Below are 18114 nucleotides of genomic sequence, written 5' to 3'. Positions count from 1 at the left end.
CAAGCCAGCCGTGAGCAGGGCGCAGCACGATCACGCCAGCGGCCGCATCACTTGGTTTTGTAGACCGCCGGCAGCAGTCCGGGCTGCGCGTCATACCACTCACGCGCGCCGGCCAGATGCCACTGCCGCTGCTTGCCATCGAGTTCGATGCCGGCACCCAGCACACCCCAGCGCAGATACAGATCGCCGCGCCGCTGCGCATCGTTCAAGGCCAGCCGCGCACGCAGCGACAAGCGCGCGTTTTCCGCGTGCAGGTCGTCGATCAGCACCTGCTGCTTGCGCCAACGCAGCCGACCGGTGGCATCCAGTTCGCCCGAATCCAGCAAGCCCAGCACCCAGCGCGGATAGTCGGCGCGCTGGGCGAACACCGAGAGCAGTGGTGCGATATCGCGCATGCGAAGGGCTGCGTCGGCATCCACCTGGAACGGTGCCTCGGCCTGGATGGTGCCGGCCCCCACTTGCAACTCGCCCCACCAGTCGGCGTCTTTGCCGTCCTCGCCCACGCGCATGTTGCGCAGGCGCACGCGCGTGCCGCTGAGGTCGAAGAACTTGTTCTTGAAGTCGGCGCGCTGCAGCGTGGCCTGCAACTCGGCATCGCCGCGCATCTGCACCCCAGCCAACGCCAGATGCGCGCCCTGCCCACGCAGGTTCGCATGGCCGGTACCGACATCGCCGGAGGCATTGAGCGCCACATCGCCGGTCAGGCTGCCGCTACCGCCGAGCAGGCGCACGGTATTGCCTGGCAGGTAGCGGTTGTAGGCGGTGAGATCGGGCACACGCGCATCGCTGAAACGCAGCTGCGCCTTGAGCGTGTCGCTCAGGCGCGCCAGCTCGGCATCGCCATGCATGGCCAGTTGCAGGTTGCGGCCGTCCAGCAGGAGCTGTTTGGGCGCATCGCGCGGTGCCGCCTTGAAGGTGGGAATGCTTACATCCAGATGCGCCTGCGGGGTGGCGGCATCGTCGATGCGCCCGTGCGCCTTGGCCACGCCGGCCAGGCGCGTGTCCAACACCTGCGCCACCGCCTCCACGCGCGGAATATCCAGCGTGCTGCCGGCACTCAGCCGGCCCTGTGCAAGGCGCAGGTCCGCTTCGACCAGACCGCCGCCTTCCAGCTGGAACCACGGCTTGCGCACGAACAGCTCGGCGATCCAGTTCAAGGATTCGAACTTCCAGCGCCCACGCACCTGCCCCGACAAGCGCGGCAACAGCTGCGCCGGCTGTTCGAACGGAACGCTGCGCCCGGCGATGCGCAGATCGGCGTGCAGCTCGCTGCCGGTCTTCTCATCGCGCGGCAGCCGCGCCTGCACGCGGATGTCCTGGGCCACATCCAGTTGCAGTGCGAGCATGCCGCGGTCGGTGGCGCCGACGCCCGCAAGCAATGGCAGCCGCCACACCGCGCGGCTGCCCGGCTGCAGCGCGCCGCTGGCCAGGCGGACATCGGCCTCCACGCGCGCGGCCGATGGCCCGCTGCCGATGTCCACATGCGGCGCCCCGGTATCGATCTTCAGCGCCACGGAGTTGGCCTTCAGCTGTAGCCGGGCGTTGGTGATGCCGAGCTTGCGCAGGCCCGGTGCCTGGTCGCGGTAATGGCGCGGAAACTGGAACTGCGCATCCAGCTGCGCGCCGTTGAATACCTGCACCCCGTCGTAGCTGACCACCGCATCGGTAAAGCCCGCTTCGGAAGGAAACAATTCCGACGGCCCGCCCTTGAGCTGCTTCAGAAAACCGACCTTGCCGTGGCCTTGCCCGGCGATCAGCAATTTGCCCAGGCGGGCGCTGCGAATGCTGTTGCTGGTGATTGCATCGAAGCGCAACGTCCAGCCCTGGTGACCCCGCGGCGGTGGCGGAATGGGCGTGTCGGAGGTTTCCACTTCTGCGCTCACGCCGGTGGCATGCAGCCACGGCAGGCGCACTTCGCGCCGAAACAAGGCCAGCAAGGAGATACGCGCATGCGCGCGGTCGGCGTGGAAGACGTACACGGTACGGTTGGCCTGCCCGCGCATGCGCACGTTCCAGGCGATCACCTCGCCCGGGAACAGGGTCAGTGCCGGGCCGGTCTGCATGGTGAACTTGTGCGGCTGCCGATTGGTGCTGGCGTCGAACAACGGGGTATTGAGATAGAGGTTGCCGGCCAGCAGATACAGCGCGTACAGCGCCAACACCACGCCCACTGCACGACGCCACGGCCGTGGCCAGCGCTGAAAGCGGTCGCGAAGTGAGGGCATGGGGCGCAGGCAGGAAGGAGTCTTCCGCCACTATCCCGGTTGCGCTGACCGCGAGGCGTGAACAAGGCTGGTGCCGTTGTGGGACTCGGGACTCGGGATTCGGGATTCGGGATTCGGGATTCGGGATTCGGGATTCGGGATTCGGGAATTGGGAATTGGGAATTGGGACTTGGGAATTGGGAATTGGGAATCGGCGGCGAGCTGGGAGATTGGCGCACGGCCAGTGACCGGTGCCGCACCGGCGATTCGCCGAACCGCTGCCATCGCGCCCTCCTGGTGTTTAACGCTTCTCGAACTTCATTGCTGCGCACGACATGCAGCGACATCGCAGGGTCACGTGCCAGGTGGATAACAGTCCTGCCCGCTCGCTTCATGTGACAGGAAGGCTCTCTCCCCCTGCTGCCACTGCGCGAAACGGGCCATCACTGGGTGGTGTCCAACCCGTCGGGCCGGCTCCCTGCGCCGGCCCGACGTTCTTGGCTTGCAGCGGCCAGCCAGACGCCTGCGCCCACGACCAAGCCGATCGATGCAGCTAGTGGTCGTCGCTGATCGTCGCCGCCGATGGCACCGCGGGGCGCCACGTCCAACGCGACGCGCGTGCATAGTTGCGGCGCGCCAGCGCAGCCTTGTCTCCTCGGCGAGCAGTGGCCGAGCGTCCAGCGCACCCACTTGATTGCCTGCGCCGTTGCCGACATTTGGTGCATCTACGCAGGTGCCAGCCACCAGACCTTTCCCATCTGGACACCAGGCCCGGATCGGTTTCATAGACGCCATCAACGCGATTGGCGCTACGGTCATTCAGGGAGAAGGTCACGCGTAGCGGCAAATGAGGGGACGCGCGAGGCCCCGCGCTCACCGCAGACCAGCCAACGCGCTGCCTCGCAATCATTCCGCGTTGGCGATGCCCCATGCAGCATCAGCAAGTGCCTGCCGATGCTGCTGCGCCTCAGCTCACGCAGCCTCGGCAATCCGGCGCGTGCGCCGTGCGCGCACTGCGCTCGCCAGGCGTTCCAGCACCTGCACCGAACTGTCCCAGCCGATGCAGCCGTCGGTAATGCTCTGGCCGTAGGTCAGCTCGCACCCCGGCAACAGGTCCTGACGCCCAGCGACCAGGTGGCTTTCCACCATCACGCCGACGATGCGCGTTTCGCCGCTTTCCAGCTGATTGGCGATGTCCTCGACGACCTTGGGCTGGTTCTCGGGATTCTTGCTGCTGTTGGCGTGGCTGGCATCGATCATCAGGCGCGCAGGCAGTCCGGATGCATTGAGCACCTGGCTGGCCGCTTCCACATTGGCCGCATCGTAGTTGGGCTGTTTGCCGCCGCGCAGGATCACATGGCAATCCGGGTTGCCCGCCGTCGCTGCCACGGCGGTGTGGCCGTCCTTGGTCACGGCCAGGAAATGATGCGGATGCGAGGCCGCACCCACCGCGTCCACCGCAATCTTGACGTCGCCGCCAGTGCCGTTCTTGAAGCCCACCGGGCATGACAGCCCGGATGCCATTTCGCGATGCACCTGGCTCTCGGTGGTGCGTGCGCCGATCGCGCCCCAGGCCACCAGGTCGGCGATGTATTGCGGCGAAATGATGTCGAGAAATTCCACGCCGGCCGGCAGGCCGAGATTGTTGATATCGCGCAGCAGGCCACGCGCCACGCGCAGACCCTTGTTGATCTGGAAGCTGCCGTCCAGGTCCGGATCGTTGATCAGGCCCTTCCAGCCGATGGTGGTGCGCGGCTTTTCGAAGTACACCCGCATCACGATCTCCAGCGCGTCGCCGAACTGATCGCGCAACGGGCGCAGGCGCTGTGCGTACTCCATCGCCGCGACCGGGTCGTGGATCGAGCAGGGGCCGATCACCACGGCCAGGCGATCGTCGCGCCCGTGCAGGATGTCGTGCAGCGCGGCGCGCGCGTTGGTCACGGTTTCGGAGGCGCGCTCATCGCAGGGCAGCAGCGACAGCAGCTGCGCAGGCGGTGCGAGGGCTTCGATCTTGCGGATACGCAGGTCATCGGTTACGGGCGGCATCACAGTGTCTCGGTGGGCGGTGTTGCATCAGGGAGCCAGGCGTTGCGGCAACAAAAAAGCCGCCAGGTGTGCGCTGGCGGCTTTTCGGGAATGCTGCTGAAGTTTCCTTCAGGGTGAGCGCAATCCTTCCTCCGCCAGCGGCATCGGAAAACCGTAGTACCAAAAATAAAACTGGCTGCGGGGTGCGTTCATGGGATGCATTGATACCACGCGTTTTTGCGCATTGCCACTGTTTCATCGGCAACGGACCATGTGTCTCGATGCAGTGGTTGGGTGGCGCAGCGCGTCGTCAGAGACATGGCAGCAACAGTTGATCAGGGCAACAGAACGCAATCCGATCGCTGTTGAGCTGCCGATGGCCTTACATGCAGCGGCAGTGTGGCGGGATGTGCTGCACGCCACTGGGGCGGTGCGATCAAGGCGCTGGCGTGGAGGTTGACCCGCCTTGACAGCGCGCGCACCAAACGCAAGGTGCGCCCTTACCCCGGCGCACCTTGCGGCGTTTCAGGCCTGCTCTTCGTGGCAAGCGGAGACGGATACCGTGTCCAGCAGCCGTGACATGAACGATGTCGCACTGCCGACGTGTCAGTCCCCAAGCGTGGCTGGCGCCGTCCGGCTCTGCGCCAGGTACGCTCCGGGCATTTTTCCAGCCCATGAACGCAGGCAAGCTTGCGCCGAACCGCATCGCGACTTGCCTGACATCGCGCCATGGCTAGTTTTCCCCTGCATATGAGTGCGTCACCGTGACACACCACTGCACGCCACGGCGATGAGGCCATGGCGTGCAGTGGGGCACACGTCACTCAGAACGTAAACACGTATTCGGCGGCCACTTCGCGGCCGATCGGGTTGAACAGCGTGGTGTTGTAGAAGCCGTAGCCGTAGAAGCGTTCCTTGTGGTCGTAGCCCACTTCGTTGAAGACGTTGTTGACGTAGAAATTGACCTTGGCGTGGTCGGTGATCTTGTAGCCGGTGCTCAGGTTCCAGTAGATCGCCGGGCCCACGCGGCCGAAGTAGCGCTTGCTGGTTTCGCCCAGGTGCACGTTGCCGGTATCGGTCACCAGGCACGCATCGGAGGCGCTGGGTTGATAGCCGTCGTCGAAGCGTTCGCAAGTGCCCCAGTTGACGGCACGCACGGAACCGATCCTGCGGAAGTACACGGTCCAGTCCCAGGCGCCGCCGTTGTCCCAATGCACGCTGCCACGCACGCGGCTGCGCACGCGTTCGTCGCGGCGGTTTTCGTCGCTGTCGGTGCGGTAGATCTGCTCGCGGTAGGCGATCAGATTGTTGTAGTCCAGCGACAGCTGGAAGTTGCCCCAGCCGGCGGTGGCAAGGCGATATTTCAGCGATGCATCGATGCCGGAGGTTTCCATCTGCGCCAGGTTGATCGGGCCGCGCTCGATGCTGGCGATGGTGCCGTCGGCATTGCGCATCACGCGCGAGGTGATGGTGTCGCAATAGCCCGCGCCGCCGGGATTGTTCCAGGTGCCGCCGCTAATGGTGGTGCCGGTACGGCAACCGGCTTCGGCCGACAGGATTTCGTCGCGGTCCAGGTCCTTGATCATTTCCTCCAGCTGGATGCGGTAGTAATCCACGCTCAACGACAGCCCTTGCGCGATGTCCCACACCACGCCGCCGGTGAACGAGCGGCCGGTTTCCGAGCGCAGGTCCGGAGTGCCACGGCGGTTCACGTCCACGGTGTAGAAGATGTTGTTGTTCTCGTCGTTGCAGCCGCCGGTCAGGTACGCGCCCGAGGAAATGCAGCGGTACTGGTCGATCACCGTCTGATTGGTGGAGCTGGGTTCGCCCAGCACGTAATGCATGTCCGGCGCGCGAAAGCTGGTGGCCACGGTGCTGCGCACCAGCAGGCTTTCCACCGGCCGCCATTCCAGACCCGCGCTCCAGGTGGTGTCGCTCTGCGTGCCCACATCGGTGGGGATGGCGGCCGAAGAACGGTAATTGCCGTAGCGGTCGTAACGGCCGGCCACATTCGCGCTCAACGTGGAGAGCAACGGAATCTGGAATTCCAGACCGGCCGAACTGCGCATGCGTTCGCCACCGCCGCTGTCCACCACGTCCACCGGGTAGCATTCGTTGGCACAGGGGTCGGGAGAGAGTTGATAGCCCTGCTTTGCCACTTCGGCCACGGTGGCGAAACGGATCGGCCCGGCCCAGCCCTGCACCACATCGCCGCTTACGCTGAAACTGGCTTGATTCACCCACGAATAGGCCGAATTATGCGATTTGGCGACCAGCGTGTCCTACTGGTCAGACGACAACGGGGTGTATAGGCGTGCTTGGTTGATCGCATAGATCGGCGTGCCATCGGCGGCAGTGCCGAGGGAGCTGCCGAGGAAGTAGTCGGTGGCGCGCGCGGTGTCCACGGTGCGGATGTATTCGTCGACGGTGTAGCGCGAGCGGCCTACGCTGAACTCCCAATCGAAACGGTCGGCCCACACGCCGCGCAAGCCGGCGCTCAGATCCCAGGACTGCTCCTTGTTGTAATTCGCAAGCCGGTCCCAGCCGCCGGCTTCGCGCCGGGTGAGCTGGCGGATCAGGTTCAACGAACGCCCGGTGGCCGCGTCCTGGAACGGGCCCAGGTTAGGCGTACGGCGGGGCGTAGGTCCAACGGCCGATGCTGCGGTTGGCGGAGAACGTGGCCCAGGCTTCGGTGTGTTCGCCGAACTTCCAGGTGCCGTAGAGATATGCCGAATAATCCTCGCTGCCGGTGACCAGTCCCCAGTCGCCGTAATCGCGTGCCACCCCGCAGTAATCGCCGGCGTTGGTGAGCGCGCCGGTGTTCTGGTTGTAGCTCAGCCGCTGCGCGTCGATGAACTCGCCCCCGAAGCGCGCGCAGGTGCCGGCCGGCGGTGCCAGGCGCTCGTTGGTATTGGCATCGATCAGGCTCAAACCGGTAAACGGATTGAAACCGTACAGGCGGTTCTGGCCGGTCCAGTTGGAGTAGGACATGTCGTCCGAATCATCCATCTGTGGGCGATCGCGTCCGCTCAACGGGTCGCGCCGGGTGGCCTGCAGCGCGTAGGTCAGGCTCCAGTTCTCGCCGGTGCGCCCGCCGGCCCAGGACACATCGAAACTGTCGCGCCCACCTTCGGTGGCGGTGCCGCCACGCAGGCGCACCTGGTCGCCCTGATAGTCGCGCTTGAGGATCACGTTGATCACGCCGGCCACGGCGTCCGAGCCGTAAATCGCCGACGCACCGCCAGTGAGGATGTCGATGCGCTCCACTGCGGCGGAAGGAATATTGCTGTAGTTGGAGAAGTTGCTCTCGCCGCCGTAGGGCAGCGGGTAATCGGCCACGCGATGCCCGTTGACCAGCAGCAGCGTCCGCCCCGGCCCGAGGTCGCGCAGATTGATCGGCGAGGCGTTGGGCGTATGCGAGCCCCACTGCGTATCGGCTTCCACCGAGCCCTGCTGATTCATGCTGTTGAGCACGTCGTAGACGGTGGCAAAGCCTTCCTGCTGGATCTGCTGCGCACTGATGGTGACCACCGGTTGCGCACCTTCGACCTGCGCGCGCTTGATGCGCGAACCGGTGACGCTGACCGCATCCAGCGTGGAGGTGGCGCGCGTGGCATCGGGTTCGGTTTGCTGGGCCATGAGCGGCGGCGCGCACGCAGCAGTCACGGCAAGGGAGACGGAAATCGACAAGGCAAGGCGATGACTGCGGCAGTTCATAAGATCCCCGGGAGAGGCCGGACGCGGCCGGCGTGGCAGTGCACTGCAACGACGCCTGCCAGCGATGCGTGCACCGCTGCCCCTTGTCCGATGGCCCCCCGACCGCTCGGCGCAAACGCCTGCCCAGCGACGCTAAGGCTGTGATGACATCGGTGTCAACAGGTGGTGACAGAGTGTGACGGCGAACGACGATGCGGCGGGCTGGGGGTGCCTCCACCACGATTTCTGCGTACCCAGCGCACTCGACCCTGCGCAGATTCAACAGGTCATGCGATCACAAGTTGCCACCGTCCTGCCTGGTTGGTTCTTCCTGCAACGCAGGAGTTCGCATCGCGTTATGCCGGCCGGGCAGGCTTGTTCGAATGATGCATGTGCGCCAGCCAGTACCCGCTGGCCGCTCCCTCCCATCAAGGAAACCCACCATGGAGATCAAGAACAAGAAACAGCAAAGCGCAGGCCCCTCTTCCCTGGCGCCATTGCACGACACCCTTACCGACGACGCTCCGGTCGCCGACGCCACGTCGCCGACGCAAACGCCGCTCCACCCCAGCTTGTCGGCGCTCACTCCGCGCAGCCGTTCGCGCGCGTCCGCCGCCGACTCCGAGCACGGCGCTTCGCCGGTGCCCTCGCACGACGCTGAACCGCCAGCCCATTCACCCGAACGCGCCGCCGGCCCGTCCACCGCCCCCTCGCTTGCCGCCCGCGCAAACGCTGCATTGGCAAGCGGCGTGCAGCAGGCTTACGCTGCGGTATCGAAGGGGGCGTCCGATCTCTGGTCGCTGGCGGATCTGCGCACAATGCTGCAGATCCATGCGGACGATCCTGCATTCCTGCAGATGGTGCGTCACACCGACCCGGAACAGCAGGCGCCGCACAGTCTGGCCGCGTGCCGCCAGCAGATCACCCAGCTGCGCGATGTCATCGAAGCGGCAACCGGTCTGGAAGCACGCTTCCGCCAGCAATTGCTCGGCGACATCAAGGCCGTGGAAGACGCGCTGCAGCCGCTGGAGCACGGCACACCTGCGGCCGGGCGGGCGCTGAAGTCGCTGGCCAACCTGGTCAATCTGTGGCCCCTGGTCGTCCCCAGTCCGTTTCTGGGCAACCAGGCCAAGACCTTCGCCTATTCCATCGCCGCGGCAACCAAGGGCGTGATGACGCTTTCGGCCTCTGCGCTGCGTCCCACCGCCGACGGACTTCCGTTCCCGCTGATGGGCGGGCAGCTGGGGCGAGACGCCAACGAAATGCATTTCTACGCCATCTTGCTCAACGGACTGTTCCTCACCACCGAACTGCCCAAGAAATTCGGCAACCCGTCCATGCGGCACCAGGCCGAAGCAGTGGAAAACAACCCGGGATTTGCCGCGGCCGCATCGACCGCGTGCGCGGCGATGGTGCTCACGCCCTTCCTCTGGAACAGCCTCAACGTGCTCGGCAATCGACTGCAACACAAGGTGTCGCACCTGGGCGCCAGCATTGCAGAAAGCGCCGGTTTTCAAAGCCAGGCGCAGCGGTTGCGTGCACGCCTGACGCCCGGCCAGATCAGCGCGCAACTGCGCACGCAACTCAACGAGATCTGCGCCGCTCTGGAGAACGGCCGAGAAGCGTTTCAACAGGCACGTCGCGCGTTCACCGACCCGAGCCAAGGGCACGAGCTCACCCGTACGCTCAATGCCCAGTGCACGCACCTGCTGGAGACGCTGGACCAATGCAGCAAGCGACTGAGCACTGCGCTACAAGTGGACCAGAACCAGAATCAGGACCAGCCAGCCACCATCCCGCGCCAGGTCACCAACCACGACATTGCCCCCAAGCTGGCACTGGCGACGCTGGCGGCCGGAGTGACCGGGCTAACGGTCTACCTGATCCAACCGGATCGGATCGGCACGGTCGACCTGGTTGCCGACTCCATCCTTGTCACGACCGTGATGATGCAGTCGGCGCTCAACGCACATGCGACCCGCCAGGACGCAATGGAGCGCTTCAAGGCCATGTGCTCCGGCAGCTTGGTGATGGCGCTGGCCCTGGGCGTGGAGAAACTGTCCAAGACCTTGGCAGACAAGAGCCTGATCGAATCCTCGTCGGCATCGCCCTACTACGCCGGCGCGATCATGTCGCTGATGTCGATGACCATGCCGGGCCCGATGGCGCGTGGCGCAGAGCTGGCGATGAACTGGGGCGGCGCGCAGGTCATGCGGGTGTTCAGAGGGCCCGACGGCACCACGCTCGCAACCCGTATGCCGTCCTCGCCCGAGGAGCTCATCCAGCACGTGCAGGACACCGCCAGATATGTGCAAAGCCTGTCGCCGGACCAGGCGCAGGAGTACGCGCAGACCGTTGCCGATAGCGCCCTGCAGGGGATCGAGGACGCCGGCGCGCAGGCGCAGACCAGGCCCAGCAGCAGCGTCACGATCACCGAGATCGACGACATCGCCGATATCGAAGAGACGAACGACGACGCTGCGTTGGCCGCAGCCAGCGCCTCGCCTGAGCAACGCTCGCCTGCGCACGCGCATCGGTCGCCGGATCAGGCCGCAACCAGCACAGCGCCTTCGTCCTGACGGGACGAGCGCCGGTCATCGGCAACTGCCGCGTGCATGCGCAAGCGTGAGTGACGCGCATAAAAAACCCCGCCGTTTGGCGGGGTTTTTTTAACGCAACAGCCGAAGTGGCGTGGATTAGAAATCCATGCCGCCCATGCCGCCCATGCCACCGCCGGCCGGCATTGCCGGCTCGTCCTTCTTCGGTGCATCGGCCACCATGGCTTCGGTGGTGATCATCAGGCCGGCGATCGAGGCGGCGTTCTGCAGTGCCGAACGGGTCACCTTGGTCGGGTCCAGGATGCCGAACTGCACCATGTCGCCGAACTCGCCGTTGGCGGCGTTGTAGCCGTAGTTGCCGCTGCCTTCCTTGACCTTGTTGAGGATCACGGACGGCTCTTCGCCGGCATTGGCCACGATCTCACGCAGCGGGGCTTCCATCGCGCGCAGGGCGATCTGGATACCGTGGGTCTGGTCTTCGTTGGCACCCTTCAGCTCGCCCACGGCCACCAGCGCACGCACCAGGGCCACGCCGCCGCCCGGGACCACGCCTTCTTCGACGGCTGCACGGGTGGCGTGCAGGGCGTCTTCGACGCGTGCCTTCTTTTCCTTCATTTCGATTTCGGTCGAGGCGCCGACCTTGATCACTGCAACGCCGCCGGCCAGCTTGGCCACGCGTTCCTGCAGCTTCTCACGGTCGTAATCGGAGGAGGTGTCTTCGATCTGGGTCTTGATCTGGCCCACGCGCGATTCGATCGCGGCAGTGTCGCCGGCGCCATCGATAATCGTGGTGTTTTCCTTGGAGACCTGCACCTTCTTGGCGCGGCCCAGGTCCTTGATGGTCGCCTTCTCAAGCGCCAGACCCACTTCTTCGGAGATCACGGTACCGCCGGTCAGCACGGCCATGTCTTCCAGCATCGCCTTGCGACGGTCGCCGAAGCCCGGTGCCTTGACGGCCACGACCTTGACGATGCCGCGGATGGTGTTGACCACCAGGGTCGCCAGCGCTTCGCCTTCGACTTCTTCGGCCACGATCAGCAGCGGCTTGCCGGCCTTGGCCACGCCTTCCAGCACGGGCAGCAGGTCACGCACGTTGGAGATCTTCTTGTCGTGCAGCAGGATGAACGGGTCGTCCAGGTCGGCCGACTGGCTCTGCTGGTTGTTGATGAAGTACGGGGAGAGGTAGCCGCGGTCGAACTGCATGCCCTCGACCACGTCCAGCTCGTTTTCCAGGCCCGAGCCTTCTTCAACGGTGATCACGCCTTCCTTGCCGACCTTCTGCATCGCTTCGGCAATGATGTTGCCGATCGACTCGTCCGAGTTGGCCGAGATGGTGCCGACCTGGGCGATCGCCTTGTCGTCGGTGGTGGGCTTGGAGATGTTCTTCAGCTCGACAACCGCAGCCTTGACGGCCTGGTCGATACCGCGCTTGAGGTCCATCGGGTTCATGCCGGCGGCCACGGCCTTGGCGCCTTCGCGGATCAGGGCCTGGGCCAGCACCGTGGCGGTGGTGGTGCCGTCGCCGGCGTTGTCGTTGGTCTTGGAAGCGACTTCCTTGACCATCTGCGCGCCCATGTTCTCGAACTTGTCAGCCAGTTCGATTTCCTTGGCGACGGAGACGCCGTCCTTGGTGATGGTCGGGGCGCCGAAGCTCTTCTCGAGCACGACGTTGCGGCCCTTCGGGCCCAGGGTGGCCTTCACGGCATTGGCAAGCACGTTGACGCCACGGACCATGCGGGTACGTGCGTCTTCACCGAAACGAATGTCTTTAGCAGCCATTGGTTGTTACTCCGGAAATTGGGAATGGGGAATGGGGAATCGGTCAATCAAGGGCGGATATCGGGGCTGGGCGGGATGGCGAGGGCGCTGGCCGCTCTACCGATTCCCAATTCCCTACTCCCGATTCCCGGCGCATAGCGCCTGATCAGCTGATGACGGCAAGGATGTCGTCTTCGCGCAGCACCTTGTACTCGACGCCTTCGGACTTGTAGCTGCTGCCGGCGTACTGGCCGTAGATGACCTTGTCGCCAACCTTGACCACCGGCGCGCGCAGGCTGCCGTTGTCCAGCGGCTTGCCGGCGCCGATCGCGACGACTTCACCCTTGGTGGACTTTTCCTTGGCGGAGTCCGGAATCACGATGCCGCCGGCGGAAACTTCGTCGGCTTCGATCGGCTTGACTACAACGCGGTCGTGAAGCGGCTTGATGCTCATAGAGAAGACCTCTTAAGTGTTTGATTGGCCTGGAAATTATCGGCGATGTTAGCACTCGCACATGACGACTGCCAGCACAGCGCGCGGGAAAAACCCGACAGAGCGGGTGCGGGCCAGAGATTGTGCTGCGTGGGCGGCTTTCAAGGCCTGGCGGCAAAAATTTTTCGACAGCGGCGGTCTCGGCCAGAGGCCACTGCGAGTGCGGCGCGGGCCCAGGGACAATGCACGGCCATGCCTGTTGACCGCGATTGACGCGCTGCCGATGGCCCAGAGCCGGAAGGCATGCCGGGGCGGCGGCGCTGAATGCCTTGCTGCCACCGCAGGCCCGCGCGTTTCCGCCACGCTCTAGAAATGGAACCAGGTTCCATCGCTTGTCATGCGCGCGCCTTACAGTCGGGAACGCATTCCCCGATCACAAGGAGCTGTCGATGAGGTTGCCGTCCCGTTTCGTGTCCCTGCGTTGCACCCTTCCGCTGGCCTGCGCGTTTGCGCTCGGCGCCACCTCCGCCAATGCCGCGGTCTTCATCAACGAACTGCACTACGACGACGCGGGCGCCTCCGGCGACAGCGGCGAAGGCGTGGAAGTGGTGGCCACCGCCGGCGAATCGCTGAGCGGCTATCGCATTTACCTGTACAACGGCGCCGCCCCCGGTGCGGCAGTGGTGTATGCCAACACGGCGGTGCCGGCAGGCACGGTGGTGAGCTGCGGCAGCCAGGTGCGTATCGCCACGGTGAGCTACGCCAGCAACGGCGTGCAGAACGGCCCCAACGATGGCGTGGCGCTGGTCGACCCCAACGGGCAGTTGGTGCAATTCCTCAGTTACGAAGGCGCCATCACCGGCAGCGGCGGTCCGGCGGCCGGCGTGACCAGCCAGAACCTGCCGGTGAGCGAGAGCAACAGCACCGCGGTCGGCAGTTCGCTGCAACTGACCGGCACCGGCAGCAGCGCGGCCAACTTCAGCTGGGCCGGCTCGGCGGCGCAGACCTTCGGCGCCTGCAACCGCGGCCAGACCTTCGCCGGCAGCGACGGCGGTGGCAGCACCGGTGCGCCCACCATCAGCAGCACCACACCGACGCAAGGCGCCACCGGCTTCCCGGCCGCCGGCGATCTGGCCGTGGGCTTCAGCGAAGCGGTGACGCTGGGCAGCGGCGCGTTTGCGCTGAGCTGCGCCAGCTCCGGCAACGTGGCACTGACATACCCGACCAGCGGCACCCGCTTCACGCTGTCCACCAACACTGCCCTGGTCGGCGGCGAGCGCTGCGCGTTGGCCATCACCGCCAGCGCCATCCGCGATGCCAGCGGCCTGAGCCCGGCCGCCAACCAGTCCATCGCCTTCACCGTGGCCACCGCCAGCGGCGGCGCCACCGGCTACTACTCGCGGGTGAACACCACCAGCCCCAGCCAGCTGCGCTGCTCGCTCAACACCACCATTCGCGGCCACACCGTTTACCCGTACAGCGGCAGCGGCACCAGCACCTGGACCATCCTGGAAATGGCCGACGAGGATCCCAACAACAGCGGCCGCATCCTGGACGCCTACCGCAACCGCAGCTACGCCAAGGTCAGCGACCGGGCCGGCACCGGCAGCGGACTCACCTACAACCGCGAGCACACCTGGCCCAACTCGCTGGGCTTCGGCAGCGCCACCGGCGACCGCGGCCTGCCGTACGCGCCCTACACCGACACACACATGCTGTACCTGACCGACACCAGCTTCAACGCAGACCGTGGCAACAAGCCCTATGCCACCTGCACCAGCAGCTGCGGCGAGCGGGTGACCGAAGTCAACGACGGCAGTGGCGGCGGCAGCGGGCGTTACCCGGGCAATTCCAACTGGGTCCGCACGCCGGACGGCAACAGCGGCACCTTCGAGGTGTGGGGCCGGCGCAAGGGCGATATGGCGCGCGCGGTGATGTACATGGCGATCCGCTACGAAGGCGGCACCGATGCGGCCAGCGGCCAGTCCGAGCCGGACCTGGAGCTCACCGACGACCGCAGCAAGATCGTGCAGACTTCGTCCTCGCCCGCCTACATGGGCCTGCTGTCCACGTTGCTAGCCTGGCACCAGGCCGATCCGCCGGACGATGCCGAGCGCGCCCGCAACGAGGTGATCTTCAGCTTCCAGGGCAACCGCAACCCGTTCGTGGATCACCCCGAATGGGCCACTGCCAGCCTGTTCAACTCGGCCAAGCCGGCCAGTTGCCAGTTGGCCAACTGAGACCGGCTCACCTATGGCGCGCGCACCGCCAGGCGGGAGTGGACGGCGCGCTCGGAGCCGCACTGTACGCGTGGCACCTGCCCGATTCCGGGCCCCCGCGCGCACCCGCCTGGCGGTGCGCGCAACCGGGTTGCCAATTGGTCTGGACTACCCCGGCGGGGCGAGAGAGGCGCAGGCCGGGGCGGTCGCGTGAGTCGGCTTGTCCACCAACCCGTGATCCCGGGGGCCAATGCAGACGGCGCGTGTCGCCGGCAGGCACCACGCCCTTGATCCACCCCCATCGACCGAACCCAGGTAGCGCCCTGCCATGCACGGCAGGGCGCGAGTGAATCGCACACCCCCAACGCGCAGCGCGCCGACCGTGAGTTCGCTTGAGCCCCCCCCCGCCCGGGCCCACGAAGTTAACGTCTTGTTCCGGAATCGGCGGTCGATCCCCCGCAAACAGGGGGATTACACTGCCAGGTCCAATGAGCGCACCTTCCCTCCATTTGCTATTGAGCACCTGCCCGGATGCCGATAGCGCCGAGCGCATCGCGCAGGCCTTGCTCGAGGAACGGCTGGCCGCCTGCGTCACCGTCCTGCCCGGCGTGCAATCGCTGTACCGCTGGAAAGGCGCGATCGAGCGCAGCACCGAGGTGCAGTTGCTGATCAAGACCTGGGACGACTGCCTGCCCGACGCCATCGCGCGGCTGCAGGCCTTGCATCCGTATGAACTGCCGGAGGCGGTCGCTGTCCAAGCCAGCGCCGGGCTGCCGGCGTATCTCGATTGGGTCCGGGCCGAAACCCGCAAGGAATTCCGACGTCCATGAAGTCTCTGTCCCGCTGGATCGCCCGCTGTGCGCTCCTGGCCGCCCCCTTGCTCGCCGCGCCGCTGGCGGTACTGGCGCCCACCCCCGCGCAGGCCGCCGTGACCGAAGCCGACCTGCTGCCAGTGGACCAGGCCTTCGCGCTGAGCGCCACTGCCGACAGCCGCGACCGCATTGCGCTGAATTGGAAGATCGCACCGGGCTACTACCTGTATCGCCATCGCATCAGCGTCAAGTCCGGAAAGGGGTTTGCCGCGGGCGAACTGGCGCTGCCGGAAGGCGAGAGCAAGCACGACGAGTTCTTCGGCCAGGTGCAGACCTACCGCAAGCACCTGCAGGCCACCCTGGCCGGCAAGGCCGACCCGGCGGTGCAGACCGCCGTCCTGCAGGTGCAGTACCAGGGCTGCGCCGATGCCGGCGTGTGCTATCCGCCGCAGCGGCGCGAAATCCGCGTCGACCTGCCCGCGGCCGACACCACCGGGGCGCAGGCCACCGCTGCGCCACGCGAAAACCTGGGCGCGCTGGTGCCACGCAGCGCCACCGGCCCGCGCCTGTTCGGCGCCCCCGGCCAGACCGCCGGCATGGACGCGTTGCCGCTGCCGGCCGAGCAGGCGTTCAACTTCGAAGCCATCGTCGGCGACGGCAACAGCCTGCTGCTGCGCTTCACCCCGGCGCCGGGCTATTACATCTACCGCGACCGCACCTCGCTGGCATTGGAAGGGGCCGGCGGCGTGCGCCCCGGGCTGCCGCGCTGGCCGCAAGGCAAGGCCCATCGCGACGAACACTTCGGCGATGTGGTGGTGTATTTCGACCAGGCCGAAGTGACCTTGCCGCTGCTGCGCGACCACCCCGATCCGGCCCACGTGACCCTGGTGGCCACCTTCCAGGGCTGCCAGACCGACGGCATCTGCTATCCGCCGATGACCCGCCGCGTCGCCCTCGATGTACCGGCCGGCACCGTGTCGCCGCAGAACCAGGCGCAGGCTGCGCCATTGATGATTTCGCCACTGGCCGCCGGCCAGGCACCGGTCGAGCCCGGGCCGGCTGCCAGCACTGCCGGCCCGGTCGCCGATGCCTCGGCCGGCAATCCGGAGCGCACGCCACCGCCGCATACCGACAAGGGCCTGCTGGGCATGCTGGTGCTGGCCCTGCTGGGCGGGTTGGTGCTGAACCTGATGCCCTGCGTGCTGCCGATCCTGTCGCTGAAGGTGCTGGGCCTGGCGCACAGCGGCGAAAGCCGCAGCCATGCGCGTCGCCATGCCATCTGGTACTCGCTGGGCGTACTGGTGTCCTTCGCCGCCGTCGGCGGGCTGGTGATCGGCTTGCGCGCCGCCGGGCAGGCCGCCGGCTGGGGCTTCCAGCTGCAGCAGCCGTGGTTCGTCGCGGCGCTGGCGTATCTGATGTTCGCGGTGGGGCTGAGCCTGTCGGGCGTGTTCACCTTGGGCACCAACCTGGGCGGCATCGGCCAGTCGCTGGCCGCACGCAACGGGCCGCTGGGCGACTTCTTCACCGGCGTGCTGGCCTGCGTGGTCGCCAGCCCCTGCATCGCGCCGTTCATGGGCACGGCACTGGCCTACGCCTTCACCGCGCCCGCGCTGCTGGCGATGCTGGTGTTTCTGGTGCTGGGCCTGGGCCTGGCGCTGCCGTTCCTGCTGATCGGCTTCGTTCCTTCGCTGGCGCGGCGCCTGCCCACCCCCGGGGCGTGGATGGAAACGCTCAAGCAGGTGCTGGCGTTCCCCATGTATCTCACCGCGATCTGGCTGCTGTGGGTCTTGGGCAAGCAGCGCGGCGTGGATGCGCTGGCCTTGATGCTAGTCGGCGCCACCCTGCTGGCCCTGGGCTTGTGGTGCTTGGAGCGCAGCCGCTGGAAGAGCCACCGCCTGGGCATGGGCCTGGCCACGGCGATGCTGGTGCTGGCACTGGTGCCGGTGGTCGCGGTCACGCGCCTGAGCCTGCCGGCAGCCACCGCGGCAGATGGCGTGGTGGCGTTCTCGCCGCAGTTGCTGGACCGCCTGCGTGCCGACAACCGCGTGGTCTTCGTCAACATGACCGCCGACTGGTGCGTGACCTGCAAGGCCAACGAAAAGAACGTGCTGAGCAGCGCCGAATTCCGCGACGCGTTGCGCCGCGTCGACGCGGTCTACATGAAGGGCGACTGGACCAATGTCGATCCCGCCATCAGCACCTTCCTGGACCAGCATCAGGCCGTCGGCGTGCCGCTATACGTGGTCTACGGCCCCGGCGCCCCGCCGGCGATCCTGCCGACCGTGCTGACCGGCGCGATTACCGAAGATGCCTTGCTGCGCGCAGCGCGGTGAGGCGCGTCTTCGCTGCCACTGGCGACCTCGGCGGCAGCCTGTTGGCGGGCTAGCTCGAAGATTTTGCGCACCATGT

8 protein-coding genes, 1 other RNA gene and 1 pseudogene are annotated in these 18114 nt (G+C 66.3%); 4 read left to right on the top strand and 6 right to left on the bottom strand.

What is annotated here, in order from left to right; translation table 11 throughout:
• Positions 1 to 47: 47 nt before the first annotated feature.
• The 3 genes and pseudogenes from ACCQ03_RS03085 to ACCQ03_RS03075 form a co-directional block, all read right to left on the bottom strand.
• Positions 48 to 2225 (bottom strand): translocation/assembly module TamB domain-containing protein, encoded by a 2178-nt coding sequence (locus ACCQ03_RS03085; RefSeq protein ID WP_057678078.1) that lies wholly within the window; start codon positions 2223 to 2225, stop codon positions 48 to 50.
• 951 nt (positions 2226 to 3176) lie between these two features.
• Positions 3177 to 4250, bottom strand: a complete 1074-nt coding sequence (locus tag ACCQ03_RS03080) for a 3-deoxy-7-phosphoheptulonate synthase (protein ID WP_057679692.1) — start codon at positions 4248 to 4250, stop codon at positions 3177 to 3179.
• Between the two features lie 803 nt (positions 4251 to 5053).
• Positions 5054 to 7868, bottom strand: a pseudogene (locus ACCQ03_RS03075) (TonB-dependent receptor plug domain-containing protein).
• Positions 7869 to 8368: 500 nt separating this feature from the next.
• Between ACCQ03_RS03075 and xopX the strand changes: the two are divergent.
• Complete coding sequence (gene xopX / locus ACCQ03_RS03070) at positions 8369 to 10504, top strand: XopX family type III secretion system effector (RefSeq protein ID WP_209225281.1); 2136 nt, start codon at positions 8369 to 8371, stop codon at positions 10502 to 10504.
• 117 nt (positions 10505 to 10621) lie between these two features.
• Here xopX and groL read toward each other — a convergent pair whose 3' ends face one another.
• Positions 10622 to 12262 (bottom strand): chaperonin GroEL, encoded by a 1641-nt coding sequence (gene groL, locus ACCQ03_RS03065; RefSeq protein ID WP_017155924.1) that lies wholly within the window; start codon positions 12260 to 12262, stop codon positions 10622 to 10624.
• Between the two features lie 145 nt (positions 12263 to 12407).
• On the bottom strand, positions 12408 to 12695 hold the full coding sequence (locus ACCQ03_RS03060; RefSeq protein WP_057660365.1) for a co-chaperone GroES: 288 nt from the start codon (positions 12693 to 12695) through the stop codon (positions 12408 to 12410).
• A 428-nt stretch (positions 12696 to 13123) separates the two neighbouring features.
• On the opposite strand from ACCQ03_RS03060, the gene ACCQ03_RS03055 reads away from it, so the two are divergent.
• On the top strand, positions 13124 to 14914 hold the full coding sequence (locus ACCQ03_RS03055) for an endonuclease (protein ID WP_057679694.1): 1791 nt from the start codon (positions 13124 to 13126) through the stop codon (positions 14912 to 14914).
• 4 nt (positions 14915 to 14918) lie between these two features.
• Here ACCQ03_RS03055 and ACCQ03_RS03050 read toward each other — a convergent pair.
• Positions 14919 to 14993, bottom strand: a non-coding RNA gene (locus ACCQ03_RS03050) — sX9 sRNA.
• 388 nt (positions 14994 to 15381) lie between these two features.
• Here ACCQ03_RS03050 and cutA point away from each other — a divergent pair.
• Together cutA and ACCQ03_RS03040 are read left to right on the top strand one after the other, a co-directional pair.
• Positions 15382 to 15723, top strand: a complete 342-nt coding sequence (cutA, locus tag ACCQ03_RS03045) for a divalent-cation tolerance protein CutA (protein ID WP_039570859.1) — start codon at positions 15382 to 15384, stop codon at positions 15721 to 15723.
• Positions 15720 to 18038 carry a protein-disulfide reductase DsbD family protein gene (locus tag ACCQ03_RS03040; protein WP_209225279.1) on the top strand — a complete coding sequence of 773 codons (2319 nt, stop codon included), beginning with the start codon at positions 15720 to 15722 and terminating at the stop codon, positions 18036 to 18038. The genes cutA and ACCQ03_RS03040 overlap by 4 nt, the downstream gene beginning before the upstream one ends.
• The last annotated feature ends 76 nt before the right edge of the window (positions 18039 to 18114 follow it).

The sequence above is a fragment of the Xanthomonas sp. NCPPB 3569 genome (genome assembly GCF_041475645.2).
Classification (GTDB): Bacteria; Pseudomonadota; Gammaproteobacteria; order Xanthomonadales; family Xanthomonadaceae; genus Xanthomonas; species Xanthomonas phaseoli.
Note: the sequence above shows the minus strand (reverse complement) of the source record. Positions and strands in the feature narration are given on the sequence as shown.

Bases quoted from the DNA above. Each gene is read 5' to 3' on its own strand.
- ACCQ03_RS03085 (WP_057678078.1), bottom strand. From the start codon at position 2,225: ATGCCCTCACTTCGCGACCGCTTTCAGCGCTGGCCACGGCCGTGGCGT.
- ACCQ03_RS03080 (WP_057679692.1), bottom strand. From the start codon at position 4,250: ATGCCGCCCGTAACCGATGACCTGCGTATCCGCAAGATCGAAGCCCTC.
- xopX (WP_209225281.1), top strand. From the start codon at position 8,369: ATGGAGATCAAGAACAAGAAACAGCAAAGCGCAGGCCCCTCTTCCCTG.
- groL (WP_017155924.1), bottom strand. From the start codon at position 12,262: ATGGCTGCTAAAGACATTCGTTTCGGTGAAGACGCACGTACCCGCATG.
- ACCQ03_RS03060 (WP_057660365.1), bottom strand. From the start codon at position 12,695: ATGAGCATCAAGCCGCTTCACGACCGCGTTGTAGTCAAGCCGATCGAA.
- ACCQ03_RS03055 (WP_057679694.1), top strand. From the start codon at position 13,124: ATGAGGTTGCCGTCCCGTTTCGTGTCCCTGCGTTGCACCCTTCCGCTG.
- cutA (WP_039570859.1), top strand. From the start codon at position 15,382: ATGAGCGCACCTTCCCTCCATTTGCTATTGAGCACCTGCCCGGATGCC.
- ACCQ03_RS03040 (WP_209225279.1), top strand. From the start codon at position 15,720: ATGAAGTCTCTGTCCCGCTGGATCGCCCGCTGTGCGCTCCTGGCCGCC.